The 22,669-nt window shown below is 34.4% G+C and carries 21 protein-coding genes; 9 read left to right on the forward strand and 12 right to left on the reverse strand.

The features are described 5' to 3' along the window. Positions 1–11 precede the first annotated feature (11 nt). Positions 12–500, reverse strand: a complete 489-nt coding sequence (gene coaD / locus H3S88_RS07850; protein WP_198226791.1) for a pantetheine-phosphate adenylyltransferase — start codon at positions 498–500, stop codon at positions 12–14. A gap of 188 nt (positions 501–688) precedes the next feature. Between coaD and H3S88_RS07855 the strand changes: the two genes are divergently transcribed. Further along, complete coding sequence (locus tag H3S88_RS07855; RefSeq protein ID WP_198226793.1) at positions 689–1,723, forward strand: alpha/beta fold hydrolase; 1,035 nt, start codon at positions 689–691, stop codon at positions 1,721–1,723. A gap of 140 nt (positions 1,724–1,863) precedes the next feature. Here the strand turns inward: H3S88_RS07855 and galM are convergent, their stop codons facing one another. From galM to trmB, 8 genes are all read right to left on the reverse strand, one after another. Continuing rightward, on the reverse strand, positions 1,864–2,868 hold the full coding sequence (galM, locus tag H3S88_RS07860; protein WP_198226795.1) for a galactose-1-epimerase: 1,005 nt from the start codon (positions 2,866–2,868) through the stop codon (positions 1,864–1,866). Beyond that, entirely contained in the window at positions 2,859–4,016 is a 1,158-nt protein-coding gene (galK, locus tag H3S88_RS07865) for a galactokinase (protein ID WP_198226797.1), read from the reverse strand. Before galK ends, galM begins: the two co-directional genes overlap by 10 nt. Continuing rightward, positions 4,017–5,066: a galactose-1-phosphate uridylyltransferase gene (gene galT, locus H3S88_RS07870; RefSeq protein WP_198226799.1), complete on the reverse strand. Its 1,050-nt coding sequence runs from the start codon at positions 5,064–5,066 to the stop codon at positions 4,017–4,019. A gap of 50 nt (positions 5,067–5,116) precedes the next feature. Further along, positions 5,117–6,133 carry a UDP-glucose 4-epimerase GalE gene (gene galE, locus H3S88_RS07875; RefSeq protein ID WP_198226801.1) on the reverse strand — a complete coding sequence of 339 codons (1,017 nt, stop codon included), beginning with the start codon at positions 6,131–6,133 and terminating at the stop codon, positions 5,117–5,119. A gap of 47 nt (positions 6,134–6,180) precedes the next feature. Further along, positions 6,181–7,452: an MFS transporter gene (locus H3S88_RS07880; protein ID WP_198226803.1), complete on the reverse strand. Its 1,272-nt coding sequence runs from the start codon at positions 7,450–7,452 to the stop codon at positions 6,181–6,183. Between the two features lie 855 nt (positions 7,453–8,307). Beyond that, on the reverse strand, positions 8,308–9,468 hold the full coding sequence (locus H3S88_RS07885; RefSeq protein ID WP_198226805.1) for a histidine-type phosphatase: 1,161 nt from the start codon (positions 9,466–9,468) through the stop codon (positions 8,308–8,310). Continuing rightward, a complete protein-coding gene (gene nfsA, locus H3S88_RS07890; protein WP_198226807.1) occupies positions 9,465–10,190 on the reverse strand; it encodes an oxygen-insensitive NADPH nitroreductase in 726 nt (241 codons plus the stop codon). Before nfsA ends, H3S88_RS07885 begins: the two co-directional genes overlap by 4 nt. A 17-nt stretch (positions 10,191–10,207) precedes the next feature. Continuing rightward, positions 10,208–10,909, reverse strand: a complete 702-nt coding sequence (trmB, locus tag H3S88_RS07895) for a tRNA (guanosine(46)-N7)-methyltransferase TrmB (protein ID WP_086327097.1) — start codon at positions 10,907–10,909, stop codon at positions 10,208–10,210. A 257-nt stretch (positions 10,910–11,166) separates the two neighbouring features. On the opposite strand from trmB, the gene H3S88_RS07900 reads away from it, so the two are divergent. Then, the gene (locus tag H3S88_RS07900) at positions 11,167–12,114 is read left to right on the forward strand and encodes a ribose-phosphate pyrophosphokinase (protein WP_065738556.1); all 948 of its coding nucleotides are present in this window, start codon (positions 11,167–11,169) and stop codon (positions 12,112–12,114) included. 75 nt (positions 12,115–12,189) lie between these two features. Continuing rightward, the gene (gene pth / locus H3S88_RS07905) at positions 12,190–12,774 is read left to right on the forward strand and encodes an aminoacyl-tRNA hydrolase (protein ID WP_198226809.1); all 585 of its coding nucleotides are present in this window, start codon (positions 12,190–12,192) and stop codon (positions 12,772–12,774) included. Positions 12,775–12,872: 98 nt separating this feature from the next. Here the strand turns inward: pth and H3S88_RS07910 are convergent, their stop codons facing one another. The 3 genes from H3S88_RS07910 to H3S88_RS07920 all read right to left on the reverse strand — a co-directional run bounded on the left by H3S88_RS07910 (position 12,873) and on the right by H3S88_RS07920 (position 15,946). Beyond that, positions 12,873–13,340 (reverse strand): DUF3597 domain-containing protein, encoded by a 468-nt coding sequence (locus H3S88_RS07910; RefSeq protein ID WP_198226811.1) that lies wholly within the window; start codon positions 13,338–13,340, stop codon positions 12,873–12,875. Positions 13,341–13,925: 585 nt separating this feature from the next. Then, positions 13,926–15,107, reverse strand: coding sequence for a mannonate dehydratase (gene uxuA / locus H3S88_RS07915; RefSeq protein ID WP_198226812.1), 1,182 nt, complete (start codon positions 15,105–15,107; stop codon positions 13,926–13,928). A gap of 77 nt (positions 15,108–15,184) precedes the next feature. After that, positions 15,185–15,946, reverse strand: coding sequence for a GntR family transcriptional regulator (locus H3S88_RS07920; protein WP_198226814.1), 762 nt, complete (start codon positions 15,944–15,946; stop codon positions 15,185–15,187). A 280-nt stretch (positions 15,947–16,226) separates the two neighbouring features. On the opposite strand from H3S88_RS07920, the gene H3S88_RS07925 reads away from it, so the two are divergent. From H3S88_RS07925 to rpmE, 6 genes are all read left to right on the forward strand, one after another. Beyond that, positions 16,227–17,696 (forward strand): mannitol dehydrogenase family protein, encoded by a 1,470-nt coding sequence (locus tag H3S88_RS07925; RefSeq protein WP_198226816.1) that lies wholly within the window; start codon positions 16,227–16,229, stop codon positions 17,694–17,696. A gap of 839 nt (positions 17,697–18,535) precedes the next feature. Continuing rightward, positions 18,536–18,997: a DUF721 domain-containing protein gene (locus H3S88_RS07930; RefSeq protein ID WP_198226818.1), complete on the forward strand. Its 462-nt coding sequence runs from the start codon at positions 18,536–18,538 to the stop codon at positions 18,995–18,997. Positions 18,998–19,057: 60 nt separating this feature from the next. Then, the gene (locus H3S88_RS07935) at positions 19,058–19,462 is read left to right on the forward strand and encodes a YhcB family protein (protein WP_198226820.1); all 405 of its coding nucleotides are present in this window, start codon (positions 19,058–19,060) and stop codon (positions 19,460–19,462) included. 78 nt (positions 19,463–19,540) lie between these two features. Next, positions 19,541–20,917, forward strand: coding sequence for a Do family serine endopeptidase (locus H3S88_RS07940; protein WP_198226822.1), 1,377 nt, complete (start codon positions 19,541–19,543; stop codon positions 20,915–20,917). Between the two features lie 117 nt (positions 20,918–21,034). Further along, positions 21,035–22,087 (forward strand): outer membrane-stress sensor serine endopeptidase DegS, encoded by a 1,053-nt coding sequence (degS, locus tag H3S88_RS07945; RefSeq protein WP_065738565.1) that lies wholly within the window; start codon positions 21,035–21,037, stop codon positions 22,085–22,087. A 143-nt stretch (positions 22,088–22,230) separates the two neighbouring features. Then, positions 22,231–22,446: a 50S ribosomal protein L31 gene (rpmE, locus tag H3S88_RS07950; protein ID WP_034883381.1), complete on the forward strand. Its 216-nt coding sequence runs from the start codon at positions 22,231–22,233 to the stop codon at positions 22,444–22,446. Positions 22,447–22,669 lie beyond the last annotated feature (223 nt).

Below are 22,669 nucleotides of genomic sequence, written 5' to 3' on the forward strand. Positions count from 1 at the left end.
AAGTTTAAAATCTAAGTAAGTTTTTGTAACAATTCTTTTTTAACATGGACAGGCACTAAATTGGTAATATTGCCACCATGGTAAGCCACATCTTTAACAATAGTTGATGAAATAAAGCCCATTGCAATTGATGGCATCAAAAATATAGTATCTAAATCTGGCTTTAATGCGCGATTCATTTCAGCTAATTGCCTTTCATATTCAAAATCATGCGTTGTACGCACACCACGAACAACTACAGTCGCATTATGTGTTTGAGCAAAATTAGCCATTAAATTATCGAAACCAATCACTTCAACATTTAATAGGTGTTCAACCGCAGTCGAAGCTAAATTAACTCGTTCTTCTAAGGTGAAAAGGGTATTTTTATTAGGGTTTTCTGCAACTGCAACAATTAAACGAGGAAAAAGTAATGATGCTCGAGTAATAAGATCAATATGCCCATTAGTAATTGGATCAAAAGTTCCAGGAAAGATAGCGGTTAAAGTTTTGCTTTTCATTTATTAGTTTATCCATTAGCAAAGATATGAATATCATACCTAATTTTAGCTTGGATTGTTAGTAAACTAGCCAAAAATCTTATTTAAATTTAGCGGTAATCTAAAATAAATTAATTGAATATTGTTAACTTTAGAAGTTATTGATTGAAATAAAGGATATTGAAGTGATTAGACTAATTAAAAGGAGTATGATAATTCTTTTGTTAATTTTACCCTATACAGGTAGTGCTAGTATGATCGAAAAAAGAGACCATTTGATCGGTTCTTGCTATTTAGATGAAAATATTTTTATCAGAGAAGTTAAATTAAAGAATAATAAACATAAACAAGAACCATTGTTATTAGTTCATGGTGCTCGAGTTGCAGGTATTGGTTCGTTTGATTTACCTGTTCAAGGGGGATCGTTAGCAGAAGATTTAGCTCAAGCTGGGTTTGATGTCTATATTATTGATTTACGAGGATATGGTAAATCGAGTCGTCCTAAAGAAATGTCTCGACCTGCAAGTGAATCTAAACCATTAGTCCGTACGCCCGCCGCAATTGATGATTTAAAGTGCGCTGTGAATCAAATATTAAAATGGACAGATTCCAAAAAAATAAATATTTTTGGTTGGGCTACAGGTGGTCATTGGGCTGCCGCCTATGCTGAGCAACATAGTGATAGTGTTAATAAGTTAATTATTTATAATTCATTATATGGTGCTGTTGACGATCATAAATTATTAGGTAAAGGCTCAGTATTTGAAGACAAATTAAATCCAAAACAATTCAATCACAGTATTGGTGGTTATCAATTAAATACTAAAGAAAGTTTGTTTCAGGCTTGGGATTTAAGTATCCCTATGGTTGAAAAAGATTTATGGAGGGATCCTTTAGTTGCTAATGCTTATGCTCAAGAGGCGATGAATTCTGATCCTGAATCTTTTTCTCATACACCTCCTCAATTTCGCTCACCAACAGGGGCAATGGCAGATAGTTTTGAATTAGCTATTGGCCAAAAGCAGTGGCAAGCCAAACATTTATTGATGCCGATATTAGTTATTTTCTCGCAAAATGACTTTTGGAGCCGTAAAGCAGATGCTTTAGCTATTGTTAATGAAGCTAAGCAAGCACATTTGGTAGAAATACCCGATGGCACACATTTTGTGCATTTAGATCGTAATGAAAAAGGGAGAAGTTTATTTGTTTCTTCTATAATTGATTTTCTTAATTCAGATAAATAAATTTAAAGAGTTTGTTATCTTGGTTTTAAATATAAAAATTCAATAACAATCCGTCCATATATATTGTTTTTAAAACTAAAAAACTTTTACACTATTTTTTATGGATGAACACAATTATCGTTCATCCGTAATTAGTTACTTCATAACTTATCAATCATAAACTGGTAACAAATTTGATGATGATAAGTTTGATTAGGTTCCAAAAAACAGCTAGGTTGTGGCCAATCGGGATGATTTGGACTATCTGGTAGAAACTGCGCTTCTAACGCGATACCCGCAAAATTATGATATTCACCATTATGCCTGTTCGGTGTATGTTGTAAAAAATTACCCGTATAGATTTGTAGTGCAGGTAGGGTCGTGGTCACATTCATCTTCACTTTTTTATCGGCGGATAGTAGATGAGCGGCAATGGGTTGTGATTTATCTAATAAATAAGCATGATCATAACCACTCGTGATTTGTCTTTCTGGGCTTTGGAGTAATTTATCAGAGATTAGCTTTGGTATTCGTAAATCCATATCGTTATGGCTAACGCTAACTAAATCACTGTTTGGGATACCGTCGCGATCGACGGGTAAATAAAAATCAGCATTCACTTGCAAGGTATGATTAAGGATATCTTTGCTAGTTTCTCCGTCCAAATTAAAATAAGCATGATTGGTTAGATTGACTGGGGTTGTTTTGGTCGTGATAGCATTAAAAGAGATAATAACTTGATTGTCATCAGTGAGTTTATAGGTTACTTCGACCTTGAGCTCACCAGGGAACCCTTGATCTCCATCTGGTGAAATCAATGCAAAGGTGACCTGCTTGTCAGCTTGAGATTGGATGTGCCACAGTTGTTTATCAAACCCTAATTTGCCACCATGCAGTTGGTTTACTCCTTGATTTGCAGTCAGTGAGTAGCTTTTTTCGTTGACCTTGATGGTCGCGTTTGCAATTCGGTTAGCATATCGCCCAATGGTCGCGCCTAGATAAGCATCTTGCTGTGCATATTGTTCAAAAGTTTTACAACCAAGTAAGACTTCTCGATTTTGTCCTGCAACGGGTAGTTCACATGAAAGCCAAGTTGCTCCCCAGTTTGAGAGTTTAATGCTCATACCCTGTTTATTTGAAAGTGTAATAATCTGTTTTATAGGCATAAAGCGTGCACTCCTTTGCTTGGTTTGCAGATATAAAAATCTTCTTTGATACCAAATTTTTTAAAATAATTATCATTAACCACTGCTTTGATATCATCAACTTTATTTTTGGGTACGAGTGCGACAACACAACCGCCAAAACCACCACCTGTCATGCGTACGCCACCTTGATCGCCAAGTTTATTGTGAATTATCTCAACCAGATAATCAATGGCAGGCACCGTGATTTCAAAATCATCACGCATAGAGTTATGGCTTTGCGCCATAAGATTTGATAAAGATGTATAGTCGCTGTTTGCCAACGCTGAAGCGGCTTTTAAGGTACGTTCATTTTCAGTGATTATGTGACGAGCGCGTTTAAAAACGATAGGATCAAGCTTACTTTCAATTTGTTTCAATTCATCTAACGTTACATCGCGTAATGCTTTTACCCCAAGAGCTTTAGCTGCTGCTTCGCATTGTTGGCGACGACTATTGTATTCGCTATCGACTAAACCACGTTTGATATTTGAGTTAATAATTACTACTGCAAAATCTTCAGGTATTGAAACAGGGAATGCTTCTAACGATCGGCAATCAATCAATAAGGCATGTTGTGTTTGTCCAAGTGCGGAGATGAGTTGATCCATAATACCGCAATTACAACCAACAAATTGATTTTCAGCCTCTTGACCAATCAAAGCTAATTGGGTGCCATCTAATGGCAAATCATATAAAACTTGGAACATTTTAGCTACGGCAACTTCAAGGGATGCTGATGAGCTTAATCCCGCACCTTGTGGTACATCACCACTAATGGCGAGATCAACGCCATGAATATTATCAGTATGTTTTTTTAGATGTTTGACTACGCCGCGTACATAATTGGCCCATTGGTATTTTGGATGTTTTTCAATGGGAAAATCCAATGAAAATTCATCTTGCTCATTATTATAGTCAACCGCAATGACCCGAATCAGATTATCTGAACGTTTATGACAGCTGATTATTGTTTGATAATTAATAGCGCAAGGTAGCACAAATCCGTCATTATAATCTGTATGTTCCCCGATTAAATTTACGCGGCCAGGCGCTTGTATCAACGTATCTGGTTTATAGCCAAATTTAGTTTCAAATGCTTGCGAAGTTTTATTAATTAATTCTTTCATCTATTTATCCTTTATATCTTTATAATGAACATCACTTTCATTACGCAGTCTTTCGGCTGCCTGTTCTGGCGTTAAATCTCGTTGTACTTCGGCTAGCATTTCGTAACCGACCATAAATTTTTTGACTGTCGCTGAACGTAACAAAGGGGGATAAAAGTGAGCATGTACTTGCCAATAGTCATTTTTATTTTCCATAAATGGTGCGCCATGCCAACCCATTGAATAAGGAAAAGAGCAGCGAAATAAATTATCGTAACGACTGGTTAATTTTTTGAGTGCAATCGCTAAATCACTTTGTTGATCGCTTGTTAACAGGGTTAATTGTGGAATATGTGTTTTGGGTAACAGAAGTGTTTCAAATGGCCAGATTGCCCAAAAAGGAACCACCGCCAACCAATATTGAGTTTCAACGACAATTCGCTCAAGATTTATGAGTTCTTTTTCAACATAATCAATTAATAGATTACGTTGATATTTTTCATAATAATTGCGCATATTGAGATCTTCGCGCACAATTTCGTTGGGTAAAAAACTATTTGCCCAAATTTGTCCATGCGGGTGAGGGTTAGAACACCCCATTACTGAACCTTTATTTTCGAACACTTGTACCCAAGGATATTTTTTACTTAATTCTTGTTGTTGAGCGATCCAGATTTTGATTACGCCTTCAATGGCAGATAAATCCAGTTCTGGCAAAGTTTTACTGTGATCTGGTGAAAAGCAGATAACACGGCTGGTGCCTTTAGCGCTTTGCATTTGAAACAGTGGATCATCGTTAACTGGTGAATTTGGCGTATCTTCCATTAGCGCAGCAAAATCATTGGTAAATACAAATGTCCCTTTATAATCGGGATTGATATCCCCCGTGACTCGCTTGTTACCTGCACACAAAAAACAAGTTGGATCGTGACTTGGTTTTTGCTCCTCGTTTATCTCTTCTTGTTGTCCTTGCCAAGGGCGTTTTGCTCTATGTGGTGAAACAAGTACCCATTGATTGGTCAATGGATTATAACGACGATGAGGATGATCAACTGGGTTAAAAATATCCATTTTTTGCCTCTTCAATTATGATTTTGCTGCTATTAGTTTCAAACTATAATTCAATCAGGATAACCTTGTGGATTATTAGATTGCCAATTCCATGAGTCTTTTACCATATCATCAAGCGTAAGTTTGGTTTTCCAGCCTAATATTTGCTCGGCTTTGTTAGCATCGGCCCAGAAAGCGGGTAAATCACCTGCTCGGCGTGGTGCAAAATGCCAATTAAGTGGCTTACCAGAAGCTTTTTCAAAAGCTTTAATAACTTGTAAAACACTGTAGCCAACACCGGAACCTAAATTATAAATATGAATTCCAGCTTTATTTTGATCAGCTTTTAGAGCGGCAATGTGCCCGTCAGCCAAATCCACAACGTGAATAAAATCACGTACACAAGTGCCATCTTCTGTTGGATAATCATTACCAAATACAGCGAGTGACTCTCGTTTACCCACTGCAACTTGAGTAATATAGGGCATCAGATTATTTGGAATGCCTAAAGGATCTTCACCCATTAAACCACTAGGATGAGCACCAACAGGGTTAAAATAGCGTAGCAGTGTTAGTGACCAATCAGGTTCGGCAACGGCTAAATCCATCATACATTGTTCTACCATAAGTTTACTTTTACCATATGGACTGGTAGGTAATCCTTGCGGTAACGTTTCAACATAAGGAACAGGTGCTAATTCACCGTAGACGGTAGCTGAAGAACTGAATACCAATTGTTTAACGCCAGCATCACGCATCGCTTTCATTAAAACAATGCTGCCATACACGTTATTTTCATAATATTCAAGTGGTTTGTATACCGATTCACCAACAGCTTTTAAACCAGCAAAATGAATAACGGCTTTGATGTCATGTTCTTTAAAAATTGTTGCTAATAATTTTGCATCACATACATCCCCTTGGTAAAAGACAACAGGTTTCCCTGTGATAGTTTGTATTCTCTCTAATACTGAGGCTTTACTATTGAATAAATTGTCAATAATAATTGGTGTAAAGCCTGATTGAATTAGTTGGACACAAGTATGGCTACCTATATATCCACAACCACCAGTCACTAATATTTTCATCTAAGTACCTTAATTTAAGCTAATTATGTTTAATGAATCTAGATTAATTACCTGATTACTGTTTTTTTTGTATATTTAAAAACATCCCATGGTCCACGTCCTGATAACGTGAAAGATGAAATCATTGTAAAACTAAATGCGATGGAGCCAAGGACTAAATAAGCTCCTTCAAAACCAATTTTAACATACATCAAACCAGCAAATGTAGACATAAACATGATAGATAATTGTTTTGCAAAACAAAATGCAATCAAGTAAACGGTTGCTGATAAACGGATAGGGAAGTGCTTAGTGATATATTTAAAGGCGCCAACAAGTAATAATGGTGCTTCAAACATGTGTAATGTTTTTAATATTACTACTTCAACTGCGGTGCTAGCAAACGCTGAGCCAGTTATGCGAATTGACATGATTATACCCGCAATCAATAAGGTATTTTTACTGCCGATTTTCATTACAATTATTGGTGCAAAAAACATTACTGTAGCATTTAAAAATTCACCAAGCGTTGTGACATAACCAAATGCTTCGCGACCAACTTGTTCACTAGAAAAGAATGAAGTAAAAAAGTTAGCAAACTGTTGGTCAAACACATCATAAGTACATGCCACACCAACGATATAAAGCATAAAGAACCACGTTTTACGCATGCAGAGTAAATCTAAAGCCTGTTTTATATTAAAAGGTTCAGGTTTATTTAATCCCATTTGCTCGACAACATCCGTTGTTGAAGTTCTTGCGGGATCAGCGATCTTGACTAAAAATAGAAGAATCAGTGCAAATCCAGAGCATAACCAATAAACAGCATTGACGTTTTTTGATATCATAATCCCAACAAATGAAGCACAAATTGCCCATCCAAAACAACCAAACATACGACTGCGACCAAATTCAAAACCGCTACGACGACTGATTTTTTCAACTAAAGCTTCTATAGATGGTGCTCCTCCACTAAATACCATGCCTAGATAAAATCCACCCACAATTGCGCCTAATGTGACATTAAATTTGAGTAGAGGTCCAAATACAAAAATAAAAAATGGTCCAAACAATACTAATAGCAGGGTAATAATCCAAAGAAGATGCTTTTTTAATCCCAATTTATCTGAAATCAAGCCAAAAATAGGTTGGAAAACTAACGCAAATAATGAAATAAATGAAAAAACGTATCCTGTACTTGCTTGGTCTAGTCCAATCATTTTCAACCAAACTGGAAAAAATGGGACATAGGCTCCCATAATAAAAAAGTAAAGGAAAAAGTAGAGGCTAAACACCCAATAATTCTTATTATGCAGTGATGACGTAATGTTTTGATTCATGATGAACTTCCTTTGTTGAGCTTTAAATGATTTAGCATCATTTAGAAATCGTTTACACTTTTATTTATCTAAAAATTTATTGGTTTAAATTAATATTATCACTTTAGATATCCCAAAAAAGTGATCTGGTTAACATTTTATGAAATCGATTACATTTAATGTTTTCTATTATTTGTCAAAAAATTTCAGGTTATGCTAACGTTTCAGTATATTTTTATTTTATTTTTATTATTGTTTATGATAATAATAATCAAGACAGTAGGGGCTTGATCAATAATTGCGCGAATCGAATAAATTTTTTAATTCTTTCGCATTTGGATTCACACTATAGAAAAGTAATTTATGAAACCGATTACAGCTGCTTGGCAGAAAAGGTATTTAATGGATTATCATTTATTAGATTGATTGCAAACTTTTTCAGGTTAAGATTAAAAATCGAATTAAAATCGTTGTGATATGGCTATACCCAATTTACTGTTGTACTTGTGATAGTTAATGATCTGATTCAACTAAATAGATGGACTTTTTCATCCTAATAACCAATAAGTTTTTTCTTAGTATTGTATTGAATCATAGTAAAAGCTAATTTTAAATTTGTGTTTATTTTATCTCAATTTGAAAAATAAACAGTTTTCAGTAAATATGCTGTGCATATTCTGTCCAAGTATGTTTTTGGGATTGGCTTATTGTTAGAAATCTTTTATTGGGGTAATTGGTTGGGTATTTTAACTTAATTATTGAAAAAAAAGTTAGAAGAGTAGGTGATTATATCTGCGGGTATTCACTCAGAAAAAAGAGCAAGTTTTCCACCGATGAGTGTCGGTGGAAACTATTTCTTATAGAAAAACTAATAGACTACTCATTATTGTCCAAACGATTTGCAAAATCTGCCCAATCATAATAACCATCACTATTGACAGAAGCATTTTCCAACTGTAATTGATAATGTTGTGGTGGATTATTGATATCGATTGCCTGTCCGGTATAAAGTTGTTCAAAACTTTGATATACGTATTCGGCTTTAAAAAAGTATTTGCCAGATGATATATGGCGATAACGTTGGAAGATAACCATTCCTCCGATTGGGGTATTTTCACATTGGTTTGGTAGTTGGTATGGTGCAAAATCTAAAGCACCAAGTAATGCTGCAATGGTACTATCGTGACCAACAAGTAAATTTACCTTATGCTGTTTATTATGCAGTAAATCATCGATTTTATTGATTAATAGTTTACTAATATGTTGAGCAATGGTTTTGGTATGAAATACTAAATCAATATAGTGGTTACGAATTTGTATTATTTGTTGCCATTGTTCTTGGCTGGTGATTTTGCCCCACGCAATCTGATCTTTTGGAAATGCAGAATAATATTGTAATAAGAAAGCATCAACAGCACAAATTCCGATAGCTAATGGGCCATGTAATTCAGGTTCTTCATTTTTCTTAAAATAGAGTTCATAAGGGATATCAGCAAAATCACATTGATATTGAGCATATAGTTGTGAATGCGGATACTCCAATATATCTGAAACCATTTGATAAGCAGGCGCTAAATTTTTAAAAATTGCCCCAGCTTTATCAGCCTCTTCAATATCGTTTAATACAGCTTGTTTTATTTCTGGAGAATCATCTTGCACACTTGGATCAAAAATCGGATCCATTTTTTCAATGGTATATTTGTGATGGATAGGAATATCATAACCCGCAAAAGCGCCATTAACCAAAAATTGGGCTGTTGCTACCGTTCTTTGAAGGCTGTTAGCATAAACATAGATATCTGGATTTTCTGGTTCAATATTAATATTTTTTTGTTCAAGCCATTGTGATAGATAGTGTCCAAAGAAAGCTTCTAATACACCACCCCGTGTCGTTAAATAACCATAAGCATGATCCCAGCTAGGCCATTTTAATGGACTGGACTTTTCTAAAAATGCTAGTGTGTTTTGTAACGGAGTGCGGATACCGTGACGACTTAATATAACGACTTTGTCTAATTGGTATTGATTGTTGTTCATTTAGTTATCCATCCTTGTTTATGCAAATAATTTAAAATGAAATCTCGTTGCCCTTTGATAATTGTTTCTGCAATTTTATCACTCCAACCATTCGTTTTTTGATTAGTCAGTCGATGACCATAGTATTGACGCATCTGAGTATCATATTGTGCTAATAATTGATGATTGATTGGTTGATAGTGATTTTCAAAGAAAACTAATTCTTTCGGTAATCTTGGTTTTATATCTGGATTTTGGTCTGGATAACCAATACAAAGCCCAAAAAGCGGAAGAACATATTTAGGTAAAGCAAGTAATTGTGTTACTTTCTCAATATTGTTGCGTAATCCACCAATATAAACCGTACCTAAACCTAATGATTCTGCTGCAATAACGGTATTTTGTGCCATAAAAGCCGTATCAATGCAACCCACTAAAAGTTGTTCTGCTTTTTCAAGAGGAATAGTTGGATCAATTTGAAAATGCCGATTAAAATCGGCACAGAACACCCAAAATTCAGGAGCTTGATTTATATAGCTTTGATCCCCTGAATAATGTGCTAGTTTTGAGCGATTCTCGCTATCAGTGATTCTAATTATTGTAGCGCATTGTAAAAAATTGGAGCTTGGAGCCGATTGTGCAGCTTGAACAAGTGATTCTATCTGATCGTTGGTTAACGCCGTTGATTGGTAAGACCGAATTGAACGACGATGACAAATTAAATTAATTGTTTTATTTTGCATAATGGCTCCTTATTACGCTATTTTTTTCTGAATTGTAAATCCCAAACACCATGACCTAAATTTTGGCCACGTTTTTCAAATTTGGTAATAGGGCGATCTTCGGGTCTCGGAATGTAGTCGCCTGTTGCTGATAAATTTTCAAAACCTTCAGCTTCGGTTAAAACCTCTAACATATGTTCAGCATAATTTTGCCAGTCGGTCGCTAAATGTAAAATACCGCCTACTTTTAATTTTTGCCGAATTAATTGTACAAATTGTGGCTGAATAATGCGACGTTTGTTGTGTCTTGCTTTATGCCATGGATCGGGAAAAAAGATTTGCACTTTATCTAATGAATGATTAGGGATCATGTTTTCTAAAACCTCAACCGCATCATGACACATGACTTTTAAATTAGATAATTGGTTTTCTTCAATAGCCATTAAACAAGCGCCAACACCTGGCTTATGAACTTCAATCCCCAGAAAGTTTTTATCCGGCGCATTTCGAGCCATTTCAACTAATGATGCCCCCATGCCGAATCCTATTTCTAAAACGACAGGTTTATTTTCATCAAAGCATATAGGTGAGTTTGAATGATATTCAATGCCAAATAGTGGCCATAAATTGTTTAATGCTTGTTCTTGACCTTTAGTTAAACGACCTTGTCGTAATACAAAACTTCGGATAGTTCTTTTGGATTTGATTTCTGGGTTATTGCTATTTAATTTTTCGTTCATCACGTTATCTACTTAGATTGTGGAATTTGGTAAAATTTATTAATGGATTTGTGTGTTAGTTTACTCGATTTTAGGTTCTCAGCCAAAGTATCTTAAAGGCAAATTTTTTTAATTCGCAATTTTGATATATATATCAAATATTTTTGTTAAATTTTTATATTATGGTTGAGCATAATAGATAAATAATTATATAATTATGGCTCCGATTTAACCGATTACGAATAAAGTAATCATAATAACATGCTTGAGGATTTCTCGTGCCTGATATGAAGCTTTTTGCTGGTAATGCCACACCCGAACTAGCAAAACGTATAGCTAATCGTCTTTATACTTCTCTTGGTGACATTGTCGTAGGCCGTTTTAGTGATGGTGAAGTAAATGTCCAAATTAATGAAAATGTCCGTGGTGAAGACGTTTTTATTATTCAATCAACTTGCGCGCCAACCAATGACAATTTAATGGAATTACTAGTAATGATTGATGCAATGCGTCGTGCATCTGCGGGTCGTATTACTGCTGTTATTCCATATTTTGGTTATGCGAGGCAAGATCGTCGAGTTCGTTCAGCTCGTGTGCCTATTACCGCTAAAGTGGTTGCTGACTTTTTATCAACCGTTGGTGTTGATAGAGTATTGACAGTCGATCTTCATGCTGAACAGATTCAAGGCTTCTTTGATGTGCCTGTTGATAACGTATTTGGTAGTCCAGTTATTTTAGAAGACATGTTGCAACGTGATTTTGAACGCCCAATTGTGGTATCACCTGATATTGGCGGTGTTGTTCGTGCGCGTGCGATTGCAAAACTTTTAAATGATACAGACATGGCCATCATTGACAAACGTCGTCAGCGTGCTAATGAAGCAGAAGTGATGAATATTATTGGTGATGTTGCTGATAGAGATTGTATCTTAGTTGATGATATGATTGATACCGCAGGTACACTTTGTAAAGCGGCCGATGCTTTGAAAGCGCGCGGAGCTAAAAGAGTGTATGCTTATGCAACGCATCCAATTTTTTCAGGCAAAGCCGTCAGTAACATTAAAAACAGTGCTATTGATGAAATTGTTGTTTGTGACACAATTCCATTAACTGCTGAAGTTAAAGCATTGAAAAATGTGCGCCAATTAACTTTATCAGGTATGCTTGCTGAGGCAATTCGTCGCATCAGCAATGAAGAATCAATTTCAGCAATGTTTCATTACTAATTGATTTTAGCATTATGGTTACTAGCCCCTTTTTGGGGCTTTTTTACTTATAGCAACACATATTATCGAATTATCATGACAACTATTAAACTTATTGTAGGACTTGCTAATCCAGGCAATGAATATGCTGCAACTCGCCATAACGCGGGTGCGTGGTTTGTTGATCAATTGGCAGAACGATATCATCAATCATTAAAAAATGAACCCAAATTTTTTGGTTACAGTTCAAGGATAACTCTTTCTGGTCATGATGTACGTTTATTAGTGCCAACAACCTTTATGAATTTAAGCGGTAAAGCGGTGCAAGCTATGGCTACATTTTATCAGATTAAACCAGAAGAAATTCTTGTTGCACATGATGAACTTGATATTAATCCGGGTATTGCCAAATTCAAATTTGGTGGTAGCCATGGCGGGCATAATGGTTTGAAAGGTATTGCCAGTAAATTAGGTAATAATTTGAATTTTTATCGCTTAAGAATCGGTATCGGTCATCCAGGGGATAAAAATAAAGTGGTCAGCTATGTTTTAAACAAGCCACCTAAATCTGAACAAGAGTTGATTGATAAAGCGATTGATGAGTCAGTACGCTGTACTGAAATTTTATTATCTGATGGTATTGAAGCTGCGATGAATCGATTGCATGCTTTTAAAGCCTAGTGAATAGACTTGATGATTATCTGACCGATAACATAGCATTTTTAATAAAAAATCCACCTATAATAGCAGGTGGATTTAGTGTACTTTTGTCTTCAGTTTTAAGAGAAAAGGTGAGCTACATTCCCGCCTTTTTCTGCAATTTTTTTCATTACCGCTTTAATTAACCATGTATTCATGGCTGCTGTATCATCGGTACTCCCTGTATAATCAAGCTCTTTAGCTAATTTTTTACGCGCATCTAAACTGTTATCTAAGCCTAAAAGTTTTAAAAGATCAACAATTGATGTCTTCCAGTTTAGTTTTTCAGGGAATTTTTTAGCTAAGTCTTCAAGAATTGCCATAACATCAACATTTGATACAGATGTTTGATTTCCTGTACTTTGTTGATTGGTTTGGTTTTGTTGATTCTGCTGGTTCTGTTGATTTTGATCTTGACTAGTTGATGCTGTATCTTTGTTATTACCAGTAATATTATTGACTTGATTCTTTACAGCATCAGTAACATTACCTACTGCTGCTTGTGCACTTGGAAATATTTTAGAAAAAATACTATTTAAGATACCCATATTACACCTCTTATGTTTAAACTGCTTTTGAAAAGACTGCTTAACGATATAGATGTAGATAATATCGTTATTAATATAACGCGGAATGGGAGGAAAAGTCAAAACAGTAAAATTTTGATAGCATTTTATAATTTAAAAGTTAGGTTCATGATTTTCTCTAATCATCTTTAATAATAAGATTATTTTAAATATTACTTAGCGTTTTTAATAATTATTTTGCTTTTATACATTCAATTTAACTTTTTTAAATAGTATTTCTATTAAATTGGTTATATTAGTTTTTTAACCATATTATAAAAATAGGCAAATTTAAAATATCATAAGATTGATTTGATTATTTGACTGATTAAAATTGTTTATTGACTAACTGATTAAATTTGAAAAATTAAATTACTGCTGTAAATTATTATTGCGACGTGTTAAATGTCGCAGGATCATTACGTGGATTAATACAGCATTTGTATGCAGTATAGAGGATTCTTAATTATATTTATCTAGATGCAATACATATCTAGACTTTATTCATTATTATATAAAAAAACACCCATTTAAAATGAGTGTATTTTTAATACAGAGAAATAGATATTATTCAAAAAATGCACGTTTAATGGCATATTCAATACCACGAATTTCTGCTAAACCGCGTAAACGACCAATACACGAATAACCTGGATTGGTTTTCTTTTTAAGATCATCTAACATTTGATGTCCATGATCTGGACGCACTGGAATAGAACGTTTAATTCCTGCTTTTTTACGGCGCTGTTCTTCAGTAACGAGTGCTTTGATTACTGCATACATATCCACATCACCACCTAAATGGTCACCTTCGTGGAAAGAAAGTGGGTTTTGTTCGCGAACCGTTGCACGTAAGTGAATAAAATGAACGCGGTCAGCAAATTTTTCAGCCATTATAGCTAAATCATTATCATCTCGCACACCGTAAGAACCGGTGCAAAAGCAAAATCCATTGTGAATACTATCTACCGTATCTTTGATCCATTGCATATCTTCGATCGTTGACACAATACGCGGTAAACCTAAAATTGGTCGAGGAGGATCATCTGGATGCACCGTTAATACCACACCTACTTCTTCAGCAACGGGCACAATAGCTTTTAAAAAGTAAGCGTAATTTTCGCGTAATTTGGCCTTATCGATGCCATCATACGTCGCCAAATGTGCTCTAAATTGTTCCAAAGAATAGCCTTCTTCTGCCCCAGGTAAACCTGCAATGATATTAGCAATTAGTTTGTCTTTATCTGCTTGAGTCATTTTCTCAAAATAAGCTTTTGCTAAATCGATATCTTCTTTTGAGTAATCTTTTTTGGCATTAATTCTTTCTAAAATATAAAGGTCAAATGCGGCAAATGCAGTTTGATCGAAACGTAAAGCTTTTGAACCATCTGGTAGCTCATAAGCAAGATCGGTGCGAGTCCAATCTAACACAGGCATAAAATTGTAACAAACAGTATCAATGCCACAAGCTGCTAGATTACGAATTGATTGCTGGTAATTTGCGATATGCTGTTTAACCTTTCCTGAATGCGTTTTGATCTCTTCATGAACAGGAATACTTTCAACAACAGACCATGTTAATCCTTTTTCTTCAATAATTGCTTTTCGTTTTTGTATTTCTTCAACTGTCCATATTTCGCCATTTGGAATATGGTGCAAAGCTGTAACAATTCCAGTTGCTCCAGCCTGTTTGATATCATCTAGTGATACTGGGTCATTTGGTCCAAACCAACGCATCGTTTGTTCCATATAAATCTCCTCAATGATTTTTATTTACTTAATTTTCTAAACGAAAAGATCTATAAACAATGCTGATTTTTTATTGTCTATTGGTTAACAATATTAACTGGAATAGAATCAAATAAATAACCATCAAAATTTGGATCTTCACTATCAGAAACGGTCATTAATGTTTGTTTAACATTTTCTAAATGTTGCCACATAGCATGGCGTGCACCTATTGCATCTTTTACCTGCAATGCTTGCAGAATTTTTTCATGATCATAAAGCCACTTTTTTCGATAACTATGATCGGTAATGCGACTGTGTAATTGATCCCACATTTTGCTGGTAGAACGTTTTTGCCATAAATCATTTAATAAACTTTCAAGTATTGAGTTTTTCGTTGCTTTGGCAATTGCAATATGAAACATCTCATCAGCACTGTAGTCATCTAGAATGCCTTGTTCTAACATTTGACGTTCTTGTTTTAAAATAGCTCTAAGCTCTATGATATCGGATTTCAAAATTTGTGAAGCTGCAAAAGCGGCAATATTACTTTCAATTAGTTGCCTTGCTTGTAATAATTCAAATGGTCCAAAATCATTTTCTTCTATTTTTTTATCTTGTTCTGACAAAGTTTCATTTGGTAAACCAATTACATATACACCAGAGCCTTTTTTTACTGTAACTAAATTTTCAAGTTCTAGCATAATGAGTGCTTCGCGCACAACCGTTCTACTTACATTAAATGCGTCAGCGATATCGCGCTCGGGTGGTAATCGATCACCAATTTTATAAGTACCATTTTTTAATAATGATTTCAGCTCATTACCAATTTCTTGATAGAGCCGATTAATCGTTGGCATTATTTTTAATCCCCATTCTAATTTTGGTTATATTGCGTCAATTATAAGCTAATTGTTATTAGTACTATAAGTCAATTATGATTTAACTACGTTTATTTCGATAATTGGTATGCCAATATATTTTAGTATTATTAAATATTTTCAAAAATAGTGCATATTAAATAAACCAAAAAATGTGATTATGATCACAAAAAATAAAAATTGAAGATGAAAAGATTATCTATAAGTGAAAATATGTCTAACCAATATAGTATTTAATTTGTTAATTATGGTGAGTAGAATGTTAAATTTATCAAATATCCCACAATCAATTGAACATAAACCTTCCTATGACAGAAAAAAAATGATTTCACGCATAGTTCATTTAGGATTTGGTGCGTTTCATCGTGCACATCAAGCATTGTTTATGGATCGCTTACTGAATAAAGGAACAAGTGACTGGGGAATTTGTGAGGTTAATATTGTTGGTGGTGAAGAGTTAATTCATGATATTCGTCAGCAAGATCATTTGTATACCGTATTAGAAAAAGGAGCTACAACAAAACAAGCATTTATTATTGGTAGCGTAAAAGAGTCGCTTTTGGCACCTACCGATGGCATTGATGCAATTTTAGAAAAAATGGCCGATAGTGTGGTAGAAATTGTGTCTTTAACCGTAACCGAAAAAGGTTACTGTATGCGACCAGGTGGTGGTGACTTAGATTTAGATAATCCTCTGATTAAAGAGGATTTAGCCAATCCATCTAAACCTATGTCTGCCCCAGGTGTTATTGTTGAAGCGCTTTATAGAAGAATGCAAAGAGGAATAAAACCATTTACTGCATTATCCTGCGATAATATCCCCGAAAATGGAGTTGTTTTGAAAAAAGCGATATTAGGTTTAGCAAAAGCGCGAGATGCGAAATTAGCACAATGGATTGAGGTCAATACAACGTTTCCATGTACAATGGTCGATCGTATTGTGCCTGCTGCAACATCTGAAACTTTAGCAGAGATTAAAAATACGTTAGCAGGCATGGCTGATCCATGTGGTATTGCCTGTGAACCTTTTATTCAATGGGTTATTGAAGATAATTTTGTTTCTGGTCGCCCTAATTGGGATGAAGTTGGGGCTGAGTTTGTCGATGATGTGGTTCCCTATGAAGAGATGAAACTACGTATGTTAAATGGCAGTCATTCTTTTTTAGCTTATCTAGGTTACTTAGCAGGGTATGAACATATTAATGATTGTATGAATGACCACAATTATAAAAAAGCAACACTAGCACTGATGATGCAACAACAAGCACCTACACTGCTTGTTCCTTCACAGATAAATCTATCACAATATGCTGAGCAACTTATTGAAAGATTTAGTAACCCTTCACTGAAACATAGAACTTGGCAGATTGCCATGGATGGTACTCAAAAATTACCACAACGTATGCTTGATTCTGTGCGTTGGCATATTCAAAACAATTCTGATTTTTCATTACTTGCATTAGGCGTAGCCGGTTGGATGCGTTATGTAGGTGGCATGGATGACAATCAAAATGATATTGATATACGCGATCCAATGTTTAGTGAATTAAAAACACTTGTTGACTCAAGTCAAGATGGTCAAGAAAGAGTAACCGCTTTATTGAGTTTGAATGCAGTGTTTGGTGATGATTTATCGAATAATTTGCAGTTCAAAGAACACGTCACCAATCATTATCTTTCTTTAATGCAAAAAGGGGCAAAACAGACAATCTGTGATTTAGTGATTTAAAGGTGTATAACGATCATAACAAACTATTTAAATGATCACTTTTTGCAAATAAATGAATATTTAAGCAGTATAGATAGTAAACGAACCAATTGATCATTTTTAGATTACTTTTGATGTGATAAAAATCAGATTAAATAATTTTTTTGATACTGAAGTAAAATAGAAAACAGTTGGTACAACCTCATTATAAATATTTATAAAATATCAAATTTTATTATTAACGCTTTTTGGAGCGACGATCCAAAATGCATAACGTTTTTGGGATGATCAACATTCTAGTTTAGATTGGCTCATCCTAAAACTTTCAATTTTTATAAACAAAGTGTCACTGAGAAATTGTTAAAATTGCAACATTGATATGGAATGACAATACTGAGTTCAAAGTGTAGGGCGGTAAAACTTATATTTGTTTATGCTTTTATGTTAATAAAAAATAAATAGTATTGTGCTAATTCTCAATTAGCTTTATTCAGTAAATACAACGACTTTTATTTATAAGTAAAAATAAACATCAGTAAGAACAAAGTGGCAACAATCTTGAAATAAACTCATGGTTTTATTAAGTGGCATGATAAATACTTTATACGAGTAAATAATCCATATAAAAATACTTTTATATTCAAATGAACAATTAATTTATTGAATATTATATCATTTGATATTTAGACAAAATATCGTAGTGAGATACTATTGTTTTTCAATAAAAAAATAATAAACTGTAAATGTCTTTTTTAAGTAAGACTTTTTTATTTAAATAAGGTAAATTAATGCTACTTATTTTGCATGATGTGTAATTCGTTGACTATTATTTTATTCGGAAATAAAGGTAAGTATCAAATATGCGTTATAATGAGCCACAGATGTTAACTTCAATTTTGTCTCAACAAACTTGTTTATCCGAGATAAAAGAAAAAACATTTGCATTGAATAAATTGGCTGATGTGATTAATGAGTTATTGCCATCTTTGTTAAGGCAGCAATATAGAATTGCTAATTATCGTCAAGGCGTTCTTATCCTTGAAGTAAGTTCAGCTAGTTGGTTAACCAGATTAAGATACGAACAAAGTAATTTATTATCTGAAATACGAAAGCAAATATTACCATCCTTATCTTCAATTCAATATAAAATTAATCCAGATATTTCCAGTCAACATGTAAAAATGATTAATGATTCATCAAAAAGTGTTACAATTACGAGAGCTTTAAGTCCCCAAAGTGCCATTTATTTGTCTGCTTTGGCAGAAAGTGCACCCGATAAACTAAAAAAGCAATTGATTAAACTTGCTAACCATGCAAAATAAGTAAAATAATTGAGCAATAGAGTATAAAGTTTTATAACGAAAAGATACAAGGAGTGAAATATGGATAAACAGATGATGATTTATCTGGTTATTGGCTTAGTAATTGGTTTTGTTTTAGGTATTATTTTAACGAATATTTTTAGTTCAAAAGGGCGTCAATTTGCACAAGTAAAACGTCAACTTGAGGAAACTGAAGAGCAGTTAAACGTTCAAAAACAGACAATTGTTAAATATTTTTCACATAGCGCTGAAATATTAGATAACATGGCTAATGATTTTCGTCGTCTTTATCAACATATGGCTGAAAGTTCAGGAAAATTTACTTCAGAAAATGATATGCCAGTTATGGCTTTAGATGCGAATAATGATACTACTATAAAAAAACAATTCACTCTAAAAAAACAACCAAAAGACTATTCTGATGACTCTTCTGGTTTATTCAAAACTGATGAAAATAAATCATAATTAATCTTAGTTTTTTCGCTAGAATTATCTGGTGAAATGTTATGGTAAATATTAAATTTATAAGGAAGAGAGTGTTTTATGATTAATAATTCTTTACTAAAACCTAAAAAAATACTTAGCTTAATTGCTTTAGGCTTAAGTCTTTCTTTAGTTACCTTACCGAATGCCTTTGCTGTTTTCCCTTCGTTTCCAACAAGTGAAAATTCTCAGCAACCAAGCTTAGCGCCAATGTTAGAGGCAGTATTGCCTTCGGTTGTAAGTATCAAGGTTGAAGGAACAGCTCAAATGCAAACCAATATCCCCGAAGAGTTTAGACGATTTTTTGGGTATCCCGATAGTCAATCTAGAGCTTTTTCTGGTCAAGGTTCAGGCGTCATTATTGATAGTGAAAAGGGTTATATTGTTACCAATAATCATGTTATTGATAATGCTGATAAAATAACGGTATCATTAAACGATGGACATGAATATACTGCTAAATTAATAGGTAGAGATCCTCAAAGTGATATTGCATTGCTTAAAGTTGAAGAGGCTAAAAATTTAACGGCCATTACTTTAGCTGATTCAGATAAATTACGTGTTGGTGATTTTGTTGTCGCAATTGGTAATCCATTTGGAATTGGTCAAACTGTTACATCTGGTATTATTTCTGCACTCGCTCGTAGTGGACTTAATATGAATGGCTTTGAGAATTTTATTCAAACAGATGCCTCAATCAATCGTGGTAATTCAGGGGGGGCGTTAGTTAATTTAAATGGTGAATTAGTAGGAATTAATACTGCCATTATTGCACCTAGTGGTGGTAACGTTGGTATCGGTTTTGCTATACCGAGTACGATGGTGAAAAATTTAACTTCTCAATTGATTGAATATGGAGAAGTTAGACGTGGTGTATTGGGTATTAGAGGTAATGAGTTAACCTCCGATATTGCCAAAGCATTTGATTTAGATGTGCAAAAAGGCGCGTTTGTAAGCGAAGTGCTTGACGATTCTGCCGCTAAAGCAGCAGGGATAAGATCTGGCGATGTGATTGTTTCAATGGATGGTAAGCCTGTTGATAGTTTTGCCGAACTGCGAGCTAAAATTGCAACTACAGGTGCGGGTAGGACTGTGCAACTAGGCATAATTCGTGATGGTAAAACAATAACTGTTAATGTCAAATTAAAAAATAGTGATGAATCTGCTACAGAAGCAAAATCATTACATCCAGCTCTTGAAGGCGCAACATTAAGTAATGGCAATATCAAAGGTCAAAAGGGCGTTTTAATTGAAGGCATTACTAAAAATTCACCAGCATCTCGATTAAGTTTACAAAAAGGTGATTTAATCACGGGTGTAAATAAACAAAGAATAAACAATATTGCTGATTTGCGTAAAATTATCGATAGTAAACCATCAGCGATTGCGTTAAATATTGTACGTGGTGATAGTCAACTTTATCTTATTTTACGTTAATTGATTGCTTAATTTGATTTCGCCGATAATATTTATCGGCGAAAAACATAAATGTTAACCTCTAATTAGATATGTTAAAATCATATCCATTCTACTGCTACCATAGTACTCATACTAATGCTTAAAAAAATTTTATGGCCAATATTGATTGGTACTGTTTTAGCTATCGTATTATTGATTATTTTTCCATCATTACGTAATGGGACTCAATCAAATTTTGCAAACTCCATTTTTAATAATGACCCTATGAGTTATTCATTTGCGGTTAAAACTGCAGCTCCCGCCGTAGTCAATATATACAGTCGTTCAATTAGTTCTGTACCAAATCGCTCACAAGATAGTGCAATAACGCCATTAGGCTCAGGGGTTATAATGAGCAAACATGGTTACATTATTACTAATTATCATGTAGTAGATGGTGCGGAACAAATCATTGTTGCTTTGCAAGATGGAAGAATTTTTGAAGCTTTGTCTGTTGGTTCTGATAAATTAGTTGATATTGCTGTTTTAAAAATTGATGCGAAGAATATCCCAACAATTCACATTAATCCTCAGCGCGAACCGAATATTGGCGATGTCGTTTTAGCAATTGGTAATCCTTATAATATTGGGCAAACTATCACTCAAGGAATCATTAGCGCAACGGGTCGAGATGGACTAAGCCCATATAGAAGACAGAATTTTATTCAAACAGATGCTTCAATTAATCATGGTAATTCAGGTGGAGCTTTGGTTAATACAAAAGGTGAATTAATGGGTATTAATACCCTCACTTTTGCAAAAAATATGGGAAATGAAATTCCAGAAGGCATTGGATTTGCAATTCCGACATCTTTGGCCGTTAAAATTATGAATAAATTGATACAGGACGGTAAGGTTATTCGTGGTTATATTGGTATTGATGGGTTAGAGTTTGCGCCAACACAAAATCCAAGTGATTTACCTGTTGTGTTAGGGATTTTAGTGACCAACGCTGAAGGACCTTCGTTACAAGCGGGCGTGCAACCTAATGATATTTTAATTATGGTTGATGGTAAACCGGTTAAATCAATTGTTGAAACAATGGATCAGATTGCAGAGTTGAAACCAGGGATAACCGTCCCCATTGTAGTGTTACGAAATGGAGAAAAGGTTGAATTGCAAGTGGTAATAGGGCAATTGCCTGTTTAATAGGTCTTTTTTATAGCTTGATTATTTACCGTTTAAGGCGTATAATTCGCGACCTTATCATGTTTTTTAACACTCGTATGGTGTATAGATTTTGCTTTTATGGCCGTTTATATAGCGATACGAACAAACTTTAGAGGTTTATTATGAAAGAAGGTATCCACCCAGAATATAAAGCAATTAAAGCAACTTGTTCTTGCGGTAATGTTATTAATACTCATTCAACAATTGGTCATGATATTCATCTTGACGTATGTGGTGAGTGTCACCCGTTCTATACAGGTAAACAACGTGATGTTGCAACTGGCGGACGCGTAGATAAATTCAAACAACGTTTCGCTATGGTTGGCGGTAAAAAATAATTTTCCGTAAATTATACGGTCAATATTAAAAAAAGGCGCGTTATGAAGTGACCCCCAATAGTTGGACAACCACTAACTGGGGGTCTTTTTATGTCAAAATATAGTCGAGATTTAAAAATTATCATAGCTAATGAATTCTTATCAGGAGAATCATCGGAAATTCTTTCAAAAAAATATGCGATATCTTCTAGTCAGATTCGGTATTGGTCGCAAGTGGTTGCGA

The sequence above is a fragment of the Gilliamella sp. B14448G11 genome, from assembly GCF_016101765.1.
In the GTDB taxonomy this organism is placed as follows: Bacteria; Pseudomonadota; Gammaproteobacteria; order Enterobacterales; family Orbaceae; genus Gilliamella; species Gilliamella apicola_N.